The organism is Arenibacter sp. F26102, from assembly GCF_023015865.1.
Lineage (GTDB): Bacteria > Bacteroidota > Bacteroidia > Flavobacteriales > Flavobacteriaceae > Arenibacter.
Genome location: NZ_JALKBC010000003.1, coordinates 318,316 through 336,859 on the forward strand (window position 1 = coordinate 318,316; position 18,544 = coordinate 336,859).

18 protein-coding genes are annotated in these 18,544 nt (G+C 39.5%); 11 read left to right on the forward strand and 7 right to left on the reverse strand.

Going from position 1 to position 18,544, the window contains the following annotated elements; translation table 11 throughout:
- Positions 1-36 precede the first annotated feature (36 nt).
- The 10 genes from scpA to MWU78_RS05675 all read left to right on the forward strand — a co-directional run bounded on the left by scpA (position 37) and on the right by MWU78_RS05675 (position 11,043).
- Entirely contained in the window at positions 37-2,211 is a 2,175-nt protein-coding gene (gene scpA, locus MWU78_RS05630; protein ID WP_246995798.1) for a methylmalonyl-CoA mutase, read from the forward strand.
- 562 nt (positions 2,212-2,773) lie between these two features.
- Positions 2,774-3,547, forward strand: coding sequence for an AAA family ATPase (locus tag MWU78_RS05635; RefSeq protein WP_246995801.1), 774 nt, complete (start codon positions 2,774-2,776; stop codon positions 3,545-3,547).
- Positions 3,547-4,473 (forward strand): ParB/RepB/Spo0J family partition protein, encoded by a 927-nt coding sequence (locus tag MWU78_RS05640; RefSeq protein WP_246995803.1) that lies wholly within the window; start codon positions 3,547-3,549, stop codon positions 4,471-4,473. The genes MWU78_RS05635 and MWU78_RS05640 overlap by 1 nt, the downstream gene beginning before the upstream one ends.
- Positions 4,466-5,113 (forward strand): DUF5683 domain-containing protein, encoded by a 648-nt coding sequence (locus MWU78_RS05645; protein ID WP_246995805.1) that lies wholly within the window; start codon positions 4,466-4,468, stop codon positions 5,111-5,113. The genes MWU78_RS05640 and MWU78_RS05645 overlap by 8 nt, the downstream gene beginning before the upstream one ends.
- 3 nt (positions 5,114-5,116) lie before the next feature.
- Positions 5,117-5,818 carry a 4-hydroxy-tetrahydrodipicolinate reductase gene (gene dapB, locus MWU78_RS05650; RefSeq protein WP_246995807.1) on the forward strand — a complete coding sequence of 234 codons (702 nt, stop codon included), beginning with the start codon at positions 5,117-5,119 and terminating at the stop codon, positions 5,816-5,818.
- An 85-nt stretch (positions 5,819-5,903) separates the two neighbouring features.
- Positions 5,904-7,634 carry a signal peptidase I gene (lepB, locus tag MWU78_RS05655; RefSeq protein ID WP_246995809.1) on the forward strand — a complete coding sequence of 577 codons (1,731 nt, stop codon included), beginning with the start codon at positions 5,904-5,906 and terminating at the stop codon, positions 7,632-7,634.
- An 89-nt stretch (positions 7,635-7,723) separates the two neighbouring features.
- Positions 7,724-8,356 (forward strand): WbqC family protein, encoded by a 633-nt coding sequence (locus MWU78_RS05660; protein WP_246995812.1) that lies wholly within the window; start codon positions 7,724-7,726, stop codon positions 8,354-8,356.
- Positions 8,349-8,657, forward strand: a complete 309-nt coding sequence (locus MWU78_RS05665; protein WP_246995814.1) for a DUF6122 family protein — start codon at positions 8,349-8,351, stop codon at positions 8,655-8,657. The genes MWU78_RS05660 and MWU78_RS05665 overlap by 8 nt, the downstream gene beginning before the upstream one ends.
- Positions 8,658-8,912: 255 nt before the next feature.
- Positions 8,913-10,226: a Gfo/Idh/MocA family oxidoreductase gene (locus MWU78_RS05670; RefSeq protein WP_246995816.1), complete on the forward strand. Its 1,314-nt coding sequence runs from the start codon at positions 8,913-8,915 to the stop codon at positions 10,224-10,226.
- Between the two features lie 73 nt (positions 10,227-10,299).
- Complete coding sequence (locus tag MWU78_RS05675; RefSeq protein WP_246995818.1) at positions 10,300-11,043, forward strand: DUF1080 domain-containing protein; 744 nt, start codon at positions 10,300-10,302, stop codon at positions 11,041-11,043.
- A gap of 111 nt (positions 11,044-11,154) precedes the next feature.
- Here MWU78_RS05675 and MWU78_RS05680 read toward each other — a convergent pair whose 3' ends face one another.
- The 7 genes from MWU78_RS05680 to MWU78_RS05710 all read right to left on the reverse strand — a co-directional run bounded on the left by MWU78_RS05680 (position 11,155) and on the right by MWU78_RS05710 (position 17,339).
- Positions 11,155-12,189, reverse strand: coding sequence for an endonuclease/exonuclease/phosphatase family protein (locus MWU78_RS05680; RefSeq protein WP_246995820.1), 1,035 nt, complete (start codon positions 12,187-12,189; stop codon positions 11,155-11,157).
- A gap of 3 nt (positions 12,190-12,192) precedes the next feature.
- Positions 12,193-13,065: a rhomboid family intramembrane serine protease gene (locus MWU78_RS05685; protein ID WP_246995822.1), complete on the reverse strand. Its 873-nt coding sequence runs from the start codon at positions 13,063-13,065 to the stop codon at positions 12,193-12,195.
- On the reverse strand, positions 13,065-13,811 hold the full coding sequence (locus tag MWU78_RS05690; protein WP_246995824.1) for a rhomboid family intramembrane serine protease: 747 nt from the start codon (positions 13,809-13,811) through the stop codon (positions 13,065-13,067). Before MWU78_RS05690 ends, MWU78_RS05685 begins: the two co-directional genes overlap by 1 nt.
- Positions 13,812-15,665, reverse strand: coding sequence for a DNA mismatch repair endonuclease MutL (mutL, locus tag MWU78_RS05695; RefSeq protein ID WP_246995826.1), 1,854 nt, complete (start codon positions 15,663-15,665; stop codon positions 13,812-13,814). It abuts the gene before it with no gap.
- On the reverse strand, positions 15,665-15,955 hold the full coding sequence (locus tag MWU78_RS05700; RefSeq protein WP_246995828.1) for a riboflavin synthase subunit beta: 291 nt from the start codon (positions 15,953-15,955) through the stop codon (positions 15,665-15,667). The genes mutL and MWU78_RS05700 overlap by 1 nt, the downstream gene beginning before the upstream one ends.
- Positions 15,956-16,090: 135 nt before the next feature.
- On the reverse strand, positions 16,091-16,573 hold the full coding sequence (ribH, locus tag MWU78_RS05705) for a 6,7-dimethyl-8-ribityllumazine synthase (protein WP_246995830.1): 483 nt from the start codon (positions 16,571-16,573) through the stop codon (positions 16,091-16,093).
- Between the two features lies 1 nt (position 16,574).
- Positions 16,575-17,339 carry a tetratricopeptide repeat protein gene (locus MWU78_RS05710; RefSeq protein WP_246995832.1) on the reverse strand — a complete coding sequence of 255 codons (765 nt, stop codon included), beginning with the start codon at positions 17,337-17,339 and terminating at the stop codon, positions 16,575-16,577.
- Positions 17,340-17,464: 125 nt separating this feature from the next.
- On the opposite strand from MWU78_RS05710, the gene MWU78_RS05715 reads away from it, so the two are divergent.
- Complete coding sequence (locus MWU78_RS05715; protein ID WP_246995834.1) at positions 17,465-18,544, forward strand: DNA replication/repair protein RecF; 1,080 nt, start codon at positions 17,465-17,467, stop codon at positions 18,542-18,544.

The window sequence follows — 18,544 nt, forward strand, 5'->3', positions numbered from 1 at the left end:
TCCAATTAATACATTAGGTTAAGACGATTCAATATAATGGCAAGAAAAAATCTCCAACAAATTCAACTGAGGTCTGTTCCTGAAACGAACACAAAAGACCATGACCCAGTATTGCCATTTGAGACCGCAGAAGGTATTCTCCTGAAAAAAACATATTCCCAGGCAGATATTGAGGATTTGGAACATCTAAACTTTGCCGCCGGTATACCTCCCTTTCTCCGAGGACCTTATAGCACCATGTATGTCACCAGACCATGGACTATAAGGCAGTACGCCGGGTTCTCTACAGCCGAGGAGAGCAACGCATTTTACAAAAAAAATCTTAAGGCCGGACAAAAGGGCCTTTCTGTAGCCTTTGATCTCCCAACGCATAGAGGATATGACAGCGACCATCCACGTGTGGTAGGTGATGTCGGAAAAGCCGGGGTAGCTATTGACTCCGTCGAGGATATGAAAATTTTATTCCAGGACATACCTTTGGATAAAATGTCGGTTTCCATGACCATGAACGGTGCAGTGTTGCCCATATTGGCATTTTATATTGTAGCGGCAGAGGAACAGGGTGTTTTACCAAAAGACCTTTCCGGAACCATTCAAAATGACATCCTTAAGGAATTTATGGTCAGGAATACCTATATCTACCCTCCTGCCCCATCTATGCAGATCGTTGCAGATATTTTTAAATATACCAGTATGTTTATGCCCCAATTTAATAGCATAAGCATTTCCGGCTATCATATGCACGAGGCAGGCGCAACCGCCGACATTGAATTGGCCTATACCCTGGCCGATGGATTGGAATATATTAGGACGGGGTTAAAAGCTGGATTGAATATAGACGATTTTGCCCCAAGATTGTCCTTCTTTTGGGGCATTGGAATGAACCATTTTATGGAAATTGCAAAAATGCGGGCCGGCAGAATGCTCTGGGCCAAATTAGTAAAACAATTCAACCCAAAAAATGAGAAGTCGCTTACCCTAAGGACCCATTGCCAAACCAGTGGATGGAGCCTTACCGAGCAAGACCCGTTCAATAACATTACAAGGACAACTATAGAGGCTTCCGCGGCAGTTTTTGGCGGCACCCAGAGCCTACATACCAATGCCTTGGACGAAGCCATTGCCTTGCCTACGGATTTTTCTGCACGTATTGCCCGCAATACCCAATTATATTTACAAAAAGAGACGGAAATTACAAAAACGGTTGACCCCTGGGCAGGTAGTTATTATCTGGAAAAACTAACGGACGAAATTGCTCATAAAGCTTGGACACTCATCGAAGAAGTAGAAGCCTTGGGCGGTATGACCATGGCTATTGAGGCCGGTATCCCTAAATTAAGGATCGAGGAGGCCTCTGCAAAAAAACAAGCCCGAATTGACAGTGGAAGGGATATCATCGTTGGCATCAATAAATACAGGACCAAGGAAGAAGATACCCTTCAAATATTGGAAGTTGATAATGCCGAGGTTAGAAGGCAACAATTGGCACGCCTGCAAGTCGTCAAGGAAAAAAGAAATGAAAGTAACGTTAAGCAATCACTGCAGAAACTTACCGAAGTCGCAAAACAAAGAATTAAGTCCCAAGCTCCCAAAACAACCAGCGAATCTGCTGTAAATGAGGAAAATTTATTAGCTTTAGCTATCGAGGCTGCCAGGGCAAGAGCTACATTGGGCGAGATCAGTACTGCATTGGAGATTGCTTTTGGTAGGCATAAGGCAACTATAAATTCGTTTACGGGAGTGTATTCAAAAGAAATAAAGGGAGATGAGAGTTTTGGCAAGGCCAGGGAAATGGCAGACAAGTTTGCCGAACAGGAAGGCCGTAGACCTAGGATAATGATTGCCAAAATGGGTCAGGACGGTCACGACCGGGGATCTAAAGTGGTAGCAACAGCATATGCCGACCTAGGTTTTGATGTAGATATTGGCCCGCTCTTCCAAACTCCGGCCGAAGTGGCAAAACAAGCTGTGGAAAACGATGTACATGTTTTGGGAATTTCTTCCTTGGCGGGCGGACACAAGACCTTGGTGCCCCAAGTACTACAGGAGTTAAAATCCTACGGTCGGGAAGATATTATGGTAATCGTGGGCGGAGTAATCCCAAAACAGGATTATGATTATTTGTACGATGCCGGGACCGTAGCCATTTTTGGTCCAGGCACTAAAATAACCGATACAGCTATTCAACTTCTGGAAATCCTGAGCGCATAAAGTTCTTAAACCGACAGAAATGACCTGAGTTCGATTGATTTTTAATTATTAATAAACTATTTAGGATATTGTTTTCCGGTCGAGCTTGCCTTCAGGGGTAGGTAAAGGAGAGGCCTTATTTTAAAGATATAATTGTCCAAAAGCTCGCTACTGAGCTTAAGTCGACAGAAATATAAACTTCAAATTATTGATTATCAATTGATTGAGTGTTATTTCAAATCAAGTACATATTAAATGGGGTTAAACTTCAGAGTAAGGCTTGAACCAAAATTAGGAAATAAACCCAATATCCAGGGAATTTAACCAATGACCCCTCTTTTTTGAGCTTCGTTCTACAATTTTCCTACAATGAGGTTAAGGCTTTGAATAATTGGGTCTCATTAATAAGTTGTGTATAAGTGATTCGTAAAAAAACAATAAACCTCTAAGAGCCTGACAACAAATCCCATAGAACTTTAACGCACTTTAACGCTAAAGACTACAGTTATTCACCCAGTGTTAACAAAATACATTTTATAACAACTTAAATAATCGTATTTTTACCCCCTAACTTACTATGATAATGGGCAAAATAATTGCTATTGCTAATCAAAAAGGTGGTGTAGGAAAAACTACAACTTCGGTAAATTTGGCCGCCTCTTTGGGTGTATTGGAAAAAAAAGTATTACTAATAGACGCTGACCCCCAAGCTAATGCAACTTCAGGATTAGGATTGGATGTGGATAGTATCGAATTGGGAACATACCAATTATTGGAACACACCAAAACTGCTGAAGAAACTATCGTTAAGACCTCCTCCCCAAATGTAGATCTTATCCCGGCACATATTGACCTTGTGGCTATCGAAATCGAATTGGTAGATAAGGATGATCGGGAATATATGATGAAAAAAGCCATTCGTGGATTAAAGGACAAATACGACTATATTCTTATAGATTGCGCACCTTCACTTGGACTTTTAACATTGAACGCCCTTACGGCTGCCGATTCTGTGATGATACCTATACAATGCGAATATTTTGCTTTGGAAGGATTGGGCAAATTACTGAATACGATTAAGAGTGTTCAAAAAATACATAATCCGGATTTGGATATAGAAGGAATGGTACTTACCATGTACGATTCCAGGTTAAGGCTATCCAACCAAGTTGTGGAAGAGGTTAAAAAGCATTTTTCCGAAATGGTGTTCGATACGATCATACAAAGAAATGTTCGGTTAAGTGAAGCCCCAAGTTATGGGGAGAGCATTATTAAATATGATGCCAGTAGTAAGGGAGCCGCCAATTATTTAAATTTGGCACATGAAGTAGTTGTGAAAAACAAGGAGACAGCATAATGGCGAAAGCAATAAAAAAACAAGCGTTGGGCCGCGGTTTATCAGCCCTATTAAAAGATCCGGAAAACGATATACAATCGGCCACGGACAAGAACGCCGACAAAGTAGTGGGCAACATAGTAGAATTGGATTTGGAGGCGATAGACGTTAATCCATTTCAGCCCCGTTCCAATTTTAATGACGAAGCCTTGCAGGAATTGGCTTCTTCTATAAAGGAATTGGGGGTTATCCAGCCAATAACGGTAAGAAAACTAGATTTCAATAAGTATCAATTAGTTTCTGGTGAACGTAGGTACAGGGCATCCAAATTAATTGGACTGGAGACCATACCGGCCTATATCCGCATTGCAAATGACCAGGAATCCCTGGAAATGGCCTTGGTCGAAAATATTCAACGACAGGACTTAGATCCCATAGAAATTGCTCTTTCCTATCAAAGATTGATTGATGAAATTCAGTTGACACAGGAAAAAATGAGTGAGAGGGTAGGCAAAAAACGCTCTACGATCACCAACTATTTAAGATTGCTAAGGTTAGACCCTATTATTCAGACAGGAATAAGGGACGGTTTTGTAACTATGGGCCACGGAAGGGCTTTGGTAAATGTGGATAAAAAGCAAGATCAAATTGCTCTATACGAAAAAATAGTAGGTGAAAATCTTTCGGTCAGGGACACGGAAAAAGCCGTAAAGGATTATCAAGAAGGTAATACCGATACAGACCCGATTAATTCCGCAGTGACAAAAGGCCAAAAGAAATCGGCCATAAACCCCGATTTTATTGACAAAAACCTTGGTCATCTTTCAGATTTTTTATCTGTAAAAGTAGATATTAAAGCTTCTGAAAAAGGGAAAGGAAAAATCACTATACCCTTTCATTCCAAGGAGGAATTCAATAGGCTAAAAAAATTGATTACGGGTGAGTAAATCTCTTATTTCTCTGGCTGTATATTTTCTTGTTATAACTTTCGGACTTGCCCAAGAGGAAGAAAATACTACCCAGGCATCAGATACCATTAATACCACACTTAAAAAGGAGGGGGTTTCCGTAGTAGACACCTTAAAGGTCAAAAGAAGAGCCATAAATCCTTTGGCGCCAAGTAAGGCGGCCTTCTATTCAGCAGTATTTCCCGGACTCGGTCAAATATACAATAGACGTTATTGGAAAGCGCCCATTGTTTACGCAATAATGGGTGGTGGAATATATGGCTACATATACAATGACGACCTCTATGACCGTTTTAGAACGGCATTTAAACGTAGGCAGGCAGGATTTACAGATGATGAATTTTATGATCTGGGAACACCCAATGCCCCTGGGGCTGATCCAGACTTTTCCGAAGCAGCCCTGGAAAGTGCACAGGAAAGATATCAAGAAGATAGGGATTTATGGCTGCTGGTCACCATTGCCATGTATGCCCTAAATATTGTTGATGCGAATGTTGATGCACATTTAAAACAATTTAACGTGGATGATGACCTAAGTATGGATTTAAAACCATATTTGGACCTGGACGCCATTACCGCCAAACCAGTTTATGGCTTGGCCCTAACCATTAAGTTTTAATTTATGAATATTGCCTTGTTCGGATATGGTAAAATGGGTAAAATGATCGAACAGATCGCCCTTAAAAGAAACCATACTATTGTAGCAAAAATTGATTTGGATTCAACTGATGTAGATTTTTCCAAAATCGACGTTGCCATTGATTTTAGTATGCCCAACGCCGCTTTTGGAAACATTAAAAACTGCCTAGAGCACAAGGTCCCCATCATTTCAGGAACTACCGGCTGGTTGGAAGATTACCAAAAAGCCGTGGACCTTTGCAATGAAAACCAAGGCGCATTTATCTACGCCTCCAACTTTAGCTTAGGGGTTAACCTTTTTTTTGAGCTTAATTCCTATTTGGCAAAAATGATAGGTTCCCAAAAACAATACCGAGTTTCCATGGAAGAAATCCACCATACACAAAAATTGGATGCACCTAGCGGAACAGCAATTACTTTGGCCGAAGGCGTTATTAACGAAACCGATTATACAAAATGGAAATTGGACAATGCAGGGGATAACGAAATTCCTATTACAGCTAAGCGTATCGCCGATACTCCTGGAACCCATACTGTTTCCTATGAAAGCGAAGTAGATGGCATTGAAATTAAACATACCGCCTATAACAGGGAAGGTTTTGCACTAGGGGCTGTAATAGCAGCAGAATGGATTGTGGGAAAAACAGGGGTCTTCACCATGAAAGACGTGTTAAACCTTAGTTAAGGAACGTAACAAAAATCAACTTAAAATGACTTAAAGATTGACGAGTTCTTAAAAGCCCATCAATCTTTAAATAATAATTACCAATATGAACGGAACACAGTGGATTATTTTTATTTTAATTATTCAGGTAATACATTTTTTAGGCACCTGGAAATTATACGTAAAAGCAGGCAGAAAAGCTTGGGAAGCTGCCATCCCTGTATATAATGCAATTGTTCTGATGCAGATTATCAACAGACCTAAATGGTGGGTAATATTGCTTTTTATCCCAATCATTAATTTATTGATGTTTCCGGTGGTCTGGGTTGAAACCCTTAGAAGTTTTGGAAAAAACAGCTTATTGGATACCTGGTTGGCCATATTGACCTTGGGGCTTTATATTTATTATGTCAACTATTTTGAAGACGTAAAATATATTGAAAACAGGGATATACACCCAAAAAGTGCGTTAGGCGAGTGGGTCAGTTCCATTGTATTTGCCATTGTGGCCGCTACCTTGGTCCATACCTATCTGATCCAACCATTTGTTATTCCCACAAGTTCTTTGGAAAAAACCCTGTTGGTGGGCGATTTCCTATTCGTCAGCAAATTTCACTATGGAGCAAGGATACCAATGACTACTGTGGCCGCACCTATGGTTCACGATACCTTACCCGTACTGAAAACCAGATCTTACGTTGCCGATGTTGACCCCGCTACCTATAGGACCTCAATTTGGAACAAATTACAGTTACCCTATCTTAGATTCCCCGGATTTAAAAAGGTAAAGCGAAACGACATTGTAGTTTTTAGCTGGCCTGCCGATACGGTTTACCAGTTCTTTAAAAAACAGAAGGGGGTTCGCAAACCCATTGACAAAAAATCGAACTACGTAAAACGCTGCGTTGGAATTGCGGGCGATTCCTTGAGCATTAAAGATGGCTACGTTTACATTAATGGCGAAAAAACCGTTTTACCTTATAGGGCAAAGCCGGAATTCTTACACACGGTTACCGTAGAAGGACAATTTTCCAATGCTGCTATAGAACTTTTGGGCAGGGAGAACCTATCCGGAAACGTAATTCGGGTTCCAAACAACTCACTACAGCAAGAACGGGCAGCAGAGGTAATAACTGCTATGAATTTGGAACAGATAAAATCAGATTCAACTTATACTTATTTTGCCGGCAATGTGGGCAACCAAAAGGTTAAGGAATATCTAAAGTCCGAAGACATGAAGAACATGGCGCTCTTTAATCTAACCGAGGCGGAGGCCAGAAATTTCACTGGAAAGGATGGGATAACCGCAATCGACAAATTTTCCTATAAGAATTCGGACACCTCTGTTTTTCCTCAAAATGCCGCACATCCCGGTACCGTGGACAACATGGCTACAATTTATGTTCCCGAAAAGGGAAAAACCGTTCCTCTTAACCTCGATGTACTTCCCATTTATGAAAAGATCATCAAGGAATACGAAGGAAATGACCTTAAAGTAAATGGAAATCAGATCATTATTAACGGGGAAGTAAGCAATTCTTATACATTTAAACAAAATTACTACTGGATGATGGGTGATAACAGGCATAGGTCGGAAGATAGTCGATTCTGGGGTTATGTCCCTGAGGATCATATTGTAGGAACTCCCATTTTTATATGGATGAGTATAGATGGCATCAATGATGGCATGAGCAATTGGAAAGTAAGATGGGACAGGGTTTTTACTACCGTAAACGGCGATGGTGAACCTACCTCCTATTTTAAGTATTTTCTAATCTTATTGGCCGCATGGTTTATTTTTGATTTCTTCAGGAAAAAGAAGAAAGTGGAAAATTAATCTAGCAGTAATTGAATGCATCCAAAGGACCGTATTGAAATTGAGAAAGTCCACTGGTTACATTAATTAACACATATTCAAATCAAATAATGACCCTTCTGCTTCATCCTGGCTACTTTCCCAATATCGCCAATTTTGCTGCGATAGCTCAAAATGATGTATGCTGGGAGGTGATGGACAACTATCAAAAACAGACCTATCGCAATAGGTGCTTTATCTGTACGGATCTGGGAAAGCACATGCTCAATATTCCCATAAAACATGTAGGGAACAAAAAGGGTAAACAACGTTATGGTGATGTAAAAATTGACAATGACTATCCTTGGCAAAGACAGCATTGGCGCACCCTGGAAACCGCATACAGGACCTCCCCGTTTTTCGAGTTCTACGAAGATGATATTGCTCCATTATACCATAGCACATATAATTCTTTAATTGATTTTAACCTCAAAAGTATTGAGACCATCTGTGAATGTTTGCAAATAGATATGCCTACAGGGATAACTAAGAGCTATGAAGTTGATGTTACCGACAAAATAGACGGAAGGTTTTTAATAAATTCAAAATCAAAGTTTGTCTTGGAACAGCCAGAATATGTTCAGGTTTTCGATGACAGAAATGACTTTATACCCAACCTAAGTGTTTTGGATCTTTTATTCAATGAAGGCACAAATGCACTTACCTATCTAAAAGCCCTTAAACTAAACCTGCACAATGCTTAGGTTTTGTGTACACTACGGAATTCATTTTTTACTTCCAATAGTAATTGGACTGTATTTTTACAAAGAACACCGACTACAAATAATTTTAATACTTTTGGCGGGAATTCTTATTGATCTGGACCATTTATTGGCCAATCCAATTTTTGATTCCAACCGATGCAGTATCAACTTTCATCTTCTACATACCTATTGGGCCATTTCCGGCTATTTCCTATTATTATTTTTCCAGAAAACAAGAGTTTTTGGAATAGCCTTTTTAATACATATTTTAGCAGACACGGCAGATTGCTATTTAATGTAAATTCACCCAAAGCCACACTTTACTATCTTCCCAAAATTCACCTGCCCGTGGTTGCCGTCCACCCTAGAGCCTCAGCAACCTACCCTAAGTAGGCTTTGGATCATCTTAGCCCTCTAATTCCCTCCTCCAATTTTCTCTTTAAACCGGGACTTCAAGAATGAAACAAACACTCTTTGAACATCCTATGAACTTTAAAAATTTATTGCTATTTTGTATAGCGCTTTGCCAAGGATAAATCTAATTCATATCTAAAAAATGGAAGACCATACAATTAAAGACTCGATTACTCCTGGACGAAGGGAATTCATAAAAAAATCAGGGATAGCACTAATAGGGAGCTCATTGGCATACCCATCCGTTTCTTTTGGCGCTAGCGATCTTTATAAGGATTCCCCACTCAAGGTAGGCCTGATCGGTTGTGGTGGGCGCGGAACTGGAGCAGCAGCTCAGGCATTGGAGGCCGACCCCAATGTGGTTCTATACGCCATGGGGGATGTTTTTGAAGATAGATTGGAGGAAGCCCATGCAGCGCTTGTAAAGATTGCAGGCGACAAAATTAAAGTGGACAAACAGAACAAGTTTATAGGATTCGATGCCTATCTAAAAGTAATTGACTCTGGCGTAGACGTGGTATTATTAACTACACCTCCCGCATTTAGACCAGACCATCTAACGGCAGCAGTTAATGCCGGAAAACATGTTTTTTGCGAAAAACCAGTAGCAGTGGACGCCCCTGGAGTACACAAAGTTTTGGCGGCAGCAAAAAAAGCCAAAGAGAAAAACCTGTCCTTGGTTTCCGGTTTCTGTTTCAGGTATGATTATCCCAATAGGGCTATTTACGGTCGTGTTCTGGATGGGGAAATAGGGGACATTAGGACTGTAACCACTTTTCGCCATGGAGGGGAGGCCTGGTACAAGGAACGCCAACCAAATTGGACCGATATGACCTATAACATGCGCAACTGGTATTATTACAATTGGCTATCGGGGGACTTTATTGTAGAACAGGCCGTTCACAGTTTGGACATGATGTCTTGGGTGATGGGAGATAAAATGCCGGTAAGTGCAACTGGAACAGGAGGGCGACAGGTTAGGGTAGACAAAAAATACGGCAACATCTTTGATCACTTTGCCGTAGAATTTGAATATGCCAATGGGGCAAAAGGCTATCATTTTACGAGGCAACAAAGCGATACCTCCCATAAAAATAGCGTTGAAGTATTTGGTAGTGATGGCAGCGCCATTGTACATATTGGCCGTAAGTATGAAATTACAGGTAAAAACAAATGGACATACGAGGGTGAAAGAAACAATATGTTCCAAACAGAACACGATGAACTCTTCGCTTCTATCAGAAATGGAAACCCAATCAACAATGGTGAATGGATGGCAACCAGTACCATGTTGGCCATTTGGGCCCGGATGGTAGGCTATACCGGACAGACCATTAGCTGGGAACAGGCCTTCAATTCCCAAGAATCCCTTGGTCCAAAAGTGGATGAATATCATTGGGATTTAAAATGGCCCACACCACCCATAGCCGTGCCCGGTAAAACTAAATTTATATAGCATTCCAAATCAACACCAAATACTATTTTAACACCAAGCCTTTAAAGCCTTCTGTACAAATACAAACAATCCAATGACGCTATACACAAAACTGAATCTACTATTTTTATTGTTGTCCAGTACATCCGTATTGGCCCAGACCAACCCAATAAACTTTGGTACCGAGACTACTCTGGACCAATTGATCACCAAGGGAAAGGAAAAATCCATTAAATGGATCAATGTAAATACAGAACCGGAAACCTGGCGAAAAGAAAAGGACATCCTAATTTGCTCTGGTCTTCCAATAGGCGTTATGCGCTCTGAAAAGCAATATGAGAACTTTATTATGCTAGTGGAATGGCGACATATGGAAGCCGGGGGCAATTCTGGAGTCTTTGTATGGAGTGATGCCAAACCTGATGAAAAAGATCGTTTACCTGGAGGCGTGGAAGTTCAAATGCTGGAGCTCGACTGGGTAAATCAGAATATACGCGACGGGGTAAAGCCTCCCATAGCTTACGTACACGGCGAACTTTTTGGAGTAGGTGGGGTCAAAACCATTCCCGACAACCCCAGGGGTACCAGAAGCAAATCCATCGAAAATAGAGCACTTGGTAAAGAGCAATGGAACAGTTACAAAGTGGTTTGTGTTGATGGAACCATAAAACTCTCGGTAAACGGGAAATTTGTAAACGGCATTAGTCAATCTTCCATTAAAAAAGGTTACTTATGTTTGGAGTCCGAAGGTGCGGAAATCCAGTTTAAAAATTTTAGAATAATAGAATTGTCACCAGGAGTAACCGCTGAAGAGCAGATTGCCAAAAAGGTATTTTAAGGATTAGTATTACTAACATCAAAATAATCCTAGGGAAAAAAGTACGCTAGTTAAAAGATAACCCCATGAGCTTAAGTTTCTATTCGCTTTGCAAACTACAGGGCTAATAAACTATTTGGAGTTAATTTTAATAGAAGCCATTACAGGAAAGTGATCGGACAATTTGAGGTCGAAATTTTTATGTGCCATAACCTCAAAAGCTTGATCCGTCAAAATAAAATCTATTCTTACAGGATAATATCTAAAATTAAAAGTCCGGCCATATCCTGTACCCTGTTCAGAGAAGGAGTCGTTCATTTCCCCTTTGATTACTTTATACACATTGGAAAATTGGGTATTGTTAAAATCCCCACAGACAATTTTTTTGTAAGGTGTATCAATCCTATGTTTATCAAATAATTCGGCCTGCTCTCCCTGTTTTGCAAATGACCTACTAATCCGCTTAAACAACCTTGCTTTGGGTTCGTTGGAGATACGACTAACACTGGGTATTATCCTATGTGATTCAAGATGGAGGTTATAGACCCTAACTGTATCCCTATTTACTACAATATCAGCAAAAAGGCCATTATTACCACTATCAGGAAAGTCTAAAGAGCCCTTATTGATAATAGGAAATTTTGAATAAATAGCTTGTATGGATTTCTTTTCGCTTAATTTATAATCCGTAGCATATTTAAAGGCATAGATTTTCTTAAGTTGCCTATCCCTTATCCGGCTAAACTCCTGAATACATAATATATCCGGATCTGCCGAAGTAATAAAATCCATTATACGATCTCCTACCGATGCATCATGAATCCATTCGAATTTATTAAACCCCCTTACATTGTAGCTCATGATGCTTAGGTCCTCTTTCCTAATTTCCTCTTCGGACAATTTAAACCTAAAGAAATTTCCTAAACAGATATATCCAAGTACCAGTACAAAAGCAGATAGCCATAATTGTTTTTTCCTTTTAAAGAGCCAATACGCCAGAAAAAGTAAATTTAAAAGAACCAAAAGCGGTACCAATAGGCTCAGAATAGAGAAATAGGCAAAATGGACCACTGAAATTAGGGGTACAAAACAAGAAACAAATAACAACAGGGCCAAAACCCCATTAATGAAGAACATGAATTTATCAATAAAATTAAGGTTCTTCACTTTTTATTCTTTTCCTGCCTTAAATAAAAAATCCTTTTCTGCTTTGGAAAGACTTTCGTAACCAGACTTGCTAATCTTATCCAAGATAGCATCAATTTTACGCTGGCGACTTTCCTTATCATAATTTTCCGTAGTTCCTTTACCTCTGTTTTCCTTTCTATATACCGTTTTTAACGGTGCTTTTTTCTCACTACGCTTAAACAAATTGGATATGGCATCCAAAAACTTGGCAAAACCGCTACCAATATCGTGACCTTTTATGAGTTGGCGTGCATAAAAATAACCCAAGGCAGCACCTCCTAAATGCGCCAACCGCCCTCCTACATTGCCTCCTATTGAGATTTGGATAAGATCTAACAACACCACAAAGACCCCGATATGCCAAAGTTTTACATTAAAAAATATAATGCGGACTTCTTGGTTTGGCAAATAGGCACAAATAAAAATTAGCACAGCGGTAACCCCAGCAGAAGCCCCGATCAAGGCTGTATTTATACCCAATAATGCCGGAAATATATTATAGCTCAATAAAAATATTAATCCACCCAGTATAACCCCTAAAAAATATACATTTAGAAACCTCCTAGTATCGAAAAGGTTAAGGAATATTCTACCTGCGAAATACAACATTAACATATTCCAAAAGATATGGCCCAAGCCGGAATGAAAAAAGGAATAGGTAACTATTGACCACGGCTGGGTAAGAAAATGAAAAAAGTCCTTTGGAAGTTCAAACCAACGAATTATACTATCCCCAGAAAATCCAAATAGAATCTTTAGCAATCCACTAAGAATAAATACCGCCACATTAATGACTATAAGCCTTTCAGCAATATTTAACCTGTTGTAATAATATCTAATGTTTTGATTGCCCATTACCTGTCCCAGCGATTGTTGTTAAACTGATTTTTTTTCCAATACCACATCATAATAAACCCGAATAGCGCGCCACCAACATGGGCAAAATGAGCTATGCCATTACCAAAAATAGAATATCCCGTTACCCCTGAAAATAAATCCAATCCAATTAAGACCGGAATAAAATATTTGGCCTTAACCGGTACAGGAATAAACATTAAAAAGAGTTCACTGTTGGGATAGGACATTCCAAAGGCCACTAAAACGCCATAAATGGCACCTGAGGCACCAACTGCCGGAGTATTAAAAGACCCCAAAAAATTATCAATGGTACTCTTGGAGGCCACATCATACCAACTAGGACTATATTTACCACCTAAAATAATATCCATTATCTGTTCTTTGGGAATTCCCGAATTCACTAGAGCGTCCAACCCTTGATTAAAATAATAGTAGTTCACCCCGGTATGGATCAAGGCTGCCCCGATTCCTGCAGAAAAATAAAAAAAGAAAAATTTATTCCTTCCCCACATTCGTTCCAATGGCGACCCAAACGCCCAAAGAGCGTACATATTGAATAAAATATGCATAAACCCGCCATGCATAAACATATGGGATATCATCTGCCACAATTCGAAATTTTCATTTTTCGGAAACCAAAGCGAAAACCACTGGTACATTTGATCTCCGTATAATTGTGTTGCCACAAAAAACAGTACATTAATTATTATCAAATGCTTTACTGCGTCCGTAATCCTACCCATTTATATAAATTTTTTATCAATTTCGTCCTCACTAATAGTCACGAATATTGGCTTATTAAAAGGACTAACCCCAGATTCCTTACATGCAAACAAATCGTTTACCAAGGCCAACTGCGAATCGCTATCCAATACCTCCCCTGTTTTAACGGATAGGGATTTGGCCAATGTCTTAGACAGTATATCGGTCTGAGAAAAACCATCAACAACAAAATCTTGCTGATAATCCGATATCAATTGATCCAAAATAATTCCTACCTCACTCTCAGGAACGGACAATGGAAGCCCTGTGATCTTCACCTCCTCCCCTTCAATACTCTCAAATACAAATCCCACTGTGGTTAAGCTATCTTGAATTTCTTCAATAATTGCACAATCCGATTTCGAAAATGTCAAAGATAACGGAAATAACAGTTGCTGGCTCACCGCCTCCTTAATGGTAATATTCTTTAAAAATTTTTCATAAAGTACCCGTTGATGCGCCCTACTTTGATCTATGACCACCATTCCCGATTTTATAGTTGTCACAATATATTTACGCCTTAACTGAAATGTGGTTGCTCCTGTATCAATAGTCTCTTTTCTATTATCAAAAATAGAACCTGTAATGGTATCGGATTCGAAGCTTACACTACTAAAACCGGAGTTCTTACCAATATTGGATTCCATACCCACATATAAACTTTCCCAGCCTTTTGTACCCGGCTTCTGGAAACTCGGCCTTTGGGCAGATCCTGTACCAGAGTCATCCTTAAAGGGATTAAAGCCAGCATCGACGATAACTTTGGGCAACTCCGCCGATTTATTCTTGTAGTTATACGGAGTTTCCAAATTTTGGTCCTGTTCAAAATCCAAGGAAGGCATTACGTTGAATTGCCCTAAACTATGCTTTACGGTCGACCTTAAAATGGCGTACAGGGTATGCTCATCATCAAACTTGATTTCCGTTTTCGTGGGATGAATATTAATATCTATAGAACCTGGATCAACGGTTAAATACAAGAAATACCCCGGATGATTTTCCTTTTTTATAAGTCCATCAAATGCCCCTAAAATGGCATGATGAAGGTACGGGCTTTTTATAAACCTATTATTTACAAAAAAGAACTGTTCCCCCCTACTCTTTTTGGCAAACTCGGGTTTACTGATATAGCCACTTATTTTTACTACTTGGGTATCTTCCTTCACCGGTACCAATTTTTCGTTGGTTTTGGCCCCAAAAATATTTACTATACGCTGTCTGCTGTTCGAGGAAGGTAAATTGAATAGTTCACTGCCGTTGTTATAAAAATGAAAACTGATCGAAGAATGCGCCAAGGCCACTCTTTGAAACTCGTCCATTATATGCCGTAGTTCTACATGGTTCGACTTAAGAAAGTTTCGCCTTGCAGGAATATTAAAGAATAAATTCTTTACCATCATGGATGTCCCCTTGGGCGCCACGGCTACTTCTTGGGAGATAATCTTGCTACCCTCAATTTTAATATGGGTCGCTACTTCATCTTCCTCTGTCCTTGTCTGCATTTCCACATGGGCAATAGCGGCAATGGAAGCTAAGGCCTCCCCCCTAAAACCCTTGGTATTTAATTGAAAAAGATCTTCCGCTTTTTGAATCTTGGATGTGGCATGACGTTCAAAACTTAGTCGCGCATCTGTAACGCTCATCCCTACCCCATCATCAATTACTTGGATGAGTGTTTTTCCTCCCTCCTTTACCACTAATTTTATAGTGGATGCCCCAGCATCTATGGCATTTTCCATGAGTTCCTTTACCACTGAAGCGGGTCGTTGAACTACTTCCCCTGCGGCAATTTGATTGGCAACATGGTCTGGCAAAAGCTTTATAATATCTGCCATTATTGCGGTATAAATATGGATAGATCGAAATCTATAATGTATAGAAAAATAAGAATAAGGATGACAATAATTATTAGGGTTCTAATTTTTTGATTTCGGCTTCCAGATTGCTTTAGATCGTCCATAGCCCTACTGAACTTACCTTTAAAACCTGAACGACCGTCCATGGTAGGTCTAAATTTGTCCAATTTATGCTCTATTTTAAACGGACTTCCTTCACCCTTATCATCGAAGTATCGAGGTGTATAACCAAACTTTTTGTTTTTACGTAATTTTGAAAACTTTCCCATAATCCTTATTGTTTCAAAGTTACTTAAAATCAAAAAATATGCCTTATATCACTTGCTAAAAAATGTTAACAATTATGGCAGAATCACCTATTGGGTATGCAAAACCAAATGATAAAGAAAGATAAGTTATAAAGACTACTTTCCTAGGCTTGCCATCTTAATGGCTGCAATAGCTGCCTCAGCCCCTTTATTACCATGTTTACCGCCACTGCGGTCTATGGCCTGTTGCATATTATTGTCTGTTAGGACACAAAAAATAACCGGTACTTCCGTTCTCACGTTCAGGTCCATTATTCCTTGAGCCGTGGCACTACAAACAAAATCGAAATGTTTGGTCTCTCCTTGGATTACACTTCCAATGGCGATAACCGCATCAACTTTCTTGGTTTCGATCATTTTTTTGGCACCAAAAGTAAGCTCAAAACTGCCTGGAACATTCCAACGTAGAATATTGCCCTGTTTGGCACCACAATCCAAAAGAGCCTCCAAAGCCCCATCGTAAAGTCCTTCGGTAATTTCTTCATTCCACTCTGAAACAACAATCCCAAACCGAAATTCTTTCGCGTTTGGGATTGTTGTTTTATCGTAAGCCGATAAATCTTTATTAGCCGTAGCCATACTATTTATTTTTTGCCTTACCTATAAATGCATCTATAGTTCTAGCCTCATCAGAGCTAGGATATTCGTCCTTTATTCTTTGGAAATATTTTAGTGCCTTATCATTTTCCTTCAATTCCAATGCGGTAACACCCGCTTTATATAAAAATTTCGGAGTTGTAAAGTCATTGGCACTATGGGCAAAAGCCTGCTCGTAGTATCCCAAAGCATCGCTAGGCTGATTCAATTGAAGAAAAGCATCGCCCAATCCTCCTTTAGCCAAGGCACCCAAGATCAAATCATCGGAAGAAAATCCTTCTAAGTACTTAATGGCCTCATCGTACTTCTGCATATTCAAAAAAGCCATCCCCGCTGAATATTTAGCCAAATTGGCAGCCGTAGTACCATTGTACTCTTCAATAATATCCAAAAAACCATATTTACCTTCCGCCCCGTTCAAGGCAAGGGTAAACAAGGAATCCTTTTCGGCAGTGGCCGATAATGCTTGATCAAAATACTGCTGAGGATATAGCATCTCGTTTGCAGCACTTGCTTCCTTTGGCTTCTCCACAAATTGAAAGTAGGCCATATATCCCAAAACGGCTACGGCAATTACCCCAATTACTCCAAGAATATAATTTTGATTTCGGGAAACCCACTCCTCTGATCTGGATGCGCCTTCATCCAAGGAACTAAATACCTCGGCAGTTGTACTTTCCTGCTCATCCAACAAAATCTCCTCCTCTTTATTTTTTGGTTTAAAACCTCTTTTCTTGTAAGTTGCCATTTTTGAATTTTATTAATCGCGCAAAAATAAAGTTTTTATCCAAAACCGAACGGGTATTTATTCGTTATTTTTGGATATTTTATAGTTTCCGAGAAGAATTGAAAATAAATTTTTTACGACCCAGAATGTTTCTAAAGAAATTATCACTTATTAATTATAAAAACTTTGCTTCCGAAAATTTCGAATTCGACTCTAAAATCAACTGTTTCGTGGGTGATAATGGCGTTGGAAAGACGAACGTTTTAGATGCCATTTACCATCTTTCCTTTGGAAAAAGTTACTTTAACCCGGTGGCGACCCAAAATATAAAACACGATGAGGATTTTTTCGTTATTGATGGGGAATTCCATAAAAACGACAGAGAGGAAAAGATTCTTTGCAGCCTTAAAAAAGGGCTGAAAAAAATTATAAAACGCAACGGCAAGGCCTACGAAAAATTCTCCGATCATATAGGTTTTCTTCCCTTGGTTATTATTTCCCCAGCTGATCGCGATTTAATAATAGAAGGTAGTGAAACACGTAGAAAATTCATGGACGGGGTCATTTCCCAATCCGACAAGGAATACCTGCAAAATCTGATCAAATACAACAAAACCCTTAGCCAGAGAAATTCGCTCCTGAAGTATTTTGCGGTCAACCAAACTTTTGACAAGACAAGCTTGGCGGTATACAATGACCAACTTCAGGAATACGGCAGTAGAATATTCGCCAAAAGGTCCGAATTTCTGGAAGCGTTTATACCCATATTCAAGGAACAATACCTTGCTATTTCAGGAGGTAAGGAACCTGTAGATTTAACATATGATAGTAAGTTATTGGACAATGATCTATTAACTTTATTGGAGCGAAATCTAGAAAAGGATAGAGCGCTGCAATATACAAGTGTTGGCACACATAAAGACGACCTTAACTTTGAGATAAACGGGCATCCCATAAAGAAATTCGGAAGTCAGGGACAACAAAAATCTTTTTTGATAGCCTTAAAATTGGCACAGTTTTACTTTATAAAGAAACAGGCCGGGACTACGCCTTTGTTACTTTTGGATGATATTTTTGACAAATTGGATGAAAACAGGGTGGCACATATCATTCATTTGGTAGACGAAGATAATTTTGGTCAAATATTCCTAAGTGACACTCATGCGGATAGAACGGAAGAGGTTGTAAAGAAGATACACCAATCCTATAAAATATTTAAATTGTAA